3 protein-coding genes and 1 pseudogene are annotated in these 2,983 nt (G+C 63.1%); 3 read left to right on the top strand and 1 reads right to left on the bottom strand.

Going from position 1 to position 2,983, the window contains the following annotated elements:
* The 3 genes and pseudogenes from K8V11_RS05095 to K8V11_RS14650 form a co-directional block, all read left to right on the top strand.
* Nucleotides 1-363 (top strand): aconitase family protein (locus K8V11_RS05095; protein ID WP_303911358.1); only part of this gene is annotated, 363 nt, incomplete at its 5' end.
* A 14-nt stretch (nt 364-377) separates the two neighbouring features.
* Nucleotides 378-968: a 3-isopropylmalate dehydratase small subunit gene (gene leuD / locus K8V11_RS05090; RefSeq protein ID WP_303911357.1), complete on the top strand. Its 591-nt coding sequence runs from the start codon at nt 378-380 to the stop codon at nt 966-968.
* Between the two features lie 336 nt (nt 969-1,304).
* A pseudogene (locus K8V11_RS14650) lies at nt 1,305-1,577 on the top strand (HU family DNA-binding protein); the annotation flags it as partial.
* A gap of 287 nt (nt 1,578-1,864) precedes the next feature.
* Here K8V11_RS14650 and K8V11_RS05080 read toward each other — a convergent pair.
* Nucleotides 1,865-2,836 carry a bifunctional NUDIX hydrolase/histidine phosphatase family protein gene (locus K8V11_RS05080; RefSeq protein ID WP_303911355.1) on the bottom strand — a complete coding sequence of 324 codons (972 nt, stop codon included), beginning with the start codon at nt 2,834-2,836 and terminating at the stop codon, nt 1,865-1,867.
* Nucleotides 2,837-2,983: the final 147 nt, after the last annotated feature.

Here is a 2,983-nt window from a genome sequence, read left to right as displayed (position 1 = left end):
CGAATCGAGGACCTGCGCGCGGTCGCCGAGGTGATGGAAGGGCGCAGCGTTGCGCCAGGCGTTCGCATGATGGTCGTGCCAGGCTCGGGCCGCGTGCGGGAGCAGGCGATTGCCGAAGGGCTCGACCGCATCTTCATCGAGGCCGGGGCGGATTGGCGTCAGCCGGGCTGCTCGATGTGCCTCGGAATGAATCCCGATCAGCTCGCGCCGGGAGAGCGCTGCGCGTCGACCTCGAACCGTAACTTCGAGGGGCGCCAGGGCAAGGGTGGCCGCACCCACCTCGTCTCGCCCGCGGTCGCCGCGGCATCCGCGGTGACGGGGCATCTCGCGGCACCGGCCGATCTCGAACACATCCACGCGTAGGGGAGCATCGAATTATGGAAGCGATCATCACCCACAAGGGCGTTGGTGCGCCGCTGCGTCGTACCAATGTCGATACCGACCAGATCATCCCGGCCGTGTACCTCAAGCGGGTCACCCGTACCGGTTTCGAGGACGGACTATTTTCCAACTGGCGCTCGAAGGAACCGGACTTCGTGCTCAACCAGGAGATCTACTCGCTCGCCTCGGTGCTCGTCGCGGGCCCGGACTTCGGCACGGGGTCCTCTCGCGAGCACGCCGTGTGGGCGTTGATGGATTTCGGTTTCCGCGTGGTCATCTCCTCCCGCTTCGCCGACATCTTCCGCGGCAACGCGGGCAAGGCCGGCCTCGTGGCGGCGCAGGTCGAGCAGAACGATGTCGAACTGCTGTGGAAGGTGCTCGAAGAGAAGCCGGGTATCGAGATGACGGTGGACCTCGAGACCCGGACGGTGAGTGTCGATGACGTCACCGTTCCGTTCGAGATCGATGACTACACCCGCTGGCGGCTGATGGAGGGGCTGGACGACATCGGGCTGACCCTTCGGACGGAAGAGGCGATCACGGAGTTCGAGTCGAAACGGCCTTCGTTCAAGCCGCAGACGCTCTAAATGTGAAGGCTCCGAACACAAAATCGTCCAGACTTCCGCTTTAGTGGGCGAGTCCGCCTATGTTTAGATAAACTAATCTAAGTAAATGCCTGGTATTGGGCAGATTCAACTGTGACAAACGAAGTTACGGCGCCGTGCAACCATGTTGCGGAATCGGTTTGGACTGTTAGGGTTTGGGCACGCACGCAATGAATATCGGGCGGGCGTGAGAACGATTTACGAATCCCTTCCGGTTCATCCACTCGCTCGGTGGTGCGCATTGCGGCCTTTCGACTATTCGTATCCCGCGGAGTTCGCATTCTTGTGGGAAGGCGATACACACCCGGAGGCAGTTTCATGAATAAGGCGGAGTTCATCAACGCCCTGGCGGATCGGCTTGGCGGGGACCAGCAACTCGCCACCGACGCGCTGGAAAATACGCTCGACATCATCGTTCGGACCGTCGAGTCTGGCGAGTCCATAACGTTCATGGGGTTCGGCATTTTCGAGAAGCGGGCACGGGCGGCACGTGTGGCGCGCAATCCCCACACCGGCGAAAGCATCCCGGTCGCCCCGACGATGACCCCGGTTTTCCGCCCCGGCCAGTACTTCAAGGCCGTCGTACAGGGAACGAACAGCCTGCCCGAGGATCGCCTTGCTGCCAAGCGGACAAGCTCGCATCAGGCATTCGGCGACGGGACCACGGGCGAGCCCCGCGCCGGGATCGTCGCTCCTTCGAAGCCGATCGCGGCGTTGGACGACGGTGGATCCTCGGGCGCCGAGCGGGCGGCCAAGCGAGGCGGCGCCGGTAAGTAACGCACGGTATGGCGCCGAGGGCTGGCGCCTGCGCGAAGGGACGGTGGCGAAATATTTCTTCGCCGCCGTCCCTTTTTCGGCTCACCGCACCTGCGGCGAGGTCAGCTGAGCGGCAAGGGGCGCGGCAAATAGCCCGCGTCGACGAGCTTCCCATCGGCGAAGGTGAGCGTCCACTGTCCGGACTTCTTCGTGGAGAAATCCAGCGAAGCCAGGTCGGTGCCCTTGGTAAGCCGTTCGAGTATGAGCGGAATCGCGGTGCCCTGGGACGACAGCACCGTGATCGTCCCCGATGCGTCCGGCACCCCGTCGTCGACAAAGGACAACAAGGTTTTGACGGCGGACTTCGGCGATTTCGAGGCCCCGATATCACCAATCGTATGGTCGACTCGCGGCGTGATCCCCAATCCCTCGGCCAGCGGGGCGACGGTCTGGATACACCGGTCGGGCTCTGCTGTCACGATGTTGGTGACACCGAACGCCCGCAACTGCGGAGCGAGATATTCGGCCTGGAGTAGGCCCTTCTTGTCCAGCGGACGACGAGCGTCGTCTCCCTTCCAGTCGCTTCGGTCACCGGCGCGGGCGTGACGGATGAGAACCACCTGACGCAACCTGTCGGCATGCGGTGCGACAGAGGAGCGGAACGTCGCGAGAACACTTTGATCAAGTTCGTAGGAGACTCGTTCGACAGCGTCGGACACCGAAAGCCAGTCCATGCGGTCGCACTCGTCGGACGCGACGAACTCGCCGCCGGTCTCGCGGGCGGCCCAGTACCAGACGCGCTTGAATGCGCCGTTCTTCAGCCGGTAATTGGATTCGCCGAGAGACTGGCCGAGAATGCACTCGTGTCCGGTCTCTTCGAGAAGCTCGCGCTTCGCCGTCACAGGTAATGCCTCGCCGCGGTCCAGTTTTCCCTTCGGTAGAGACCAATCGTCATACCGCGGTCGGTGGACGACGGCGACTTCGATATCACCGGTGTCCGTGAGGCGGTACAACACCGCACCGGCGGCGAGCACTGTTTTGCCGGAGTCGAAGGACACGGGCTTTTCGTTCTCGTTGGAATGCTTCTTCGACATCAGTCGCGCAGGCCTCCATGCTCGGCGAGAAGCTCCATCTGGTGATCGCGCTCTTCGTCCCGATTATCGGGCCGGCGCTTCCACGTGCCGTCGGCCATCAGGGACCAGCACCGGGTGCGGGGGTCCATCGCGGAATCGAAGACGTGC

It is taken from the genome of Dietzia timorensis (genome assembly GCF_020742175.1).
Lineage (GTDB): Bacteria > Actinomycetota > Actinomycetes > Mycobacteriales > Mycobacteriaceae > Dietzia > Dietzia timorensis_A.
The sequence above is the reverse complement of the archived record's forward strand: the minus strand, read 5'-3'. Positions and strand labels throughout refer to the sequence as shown.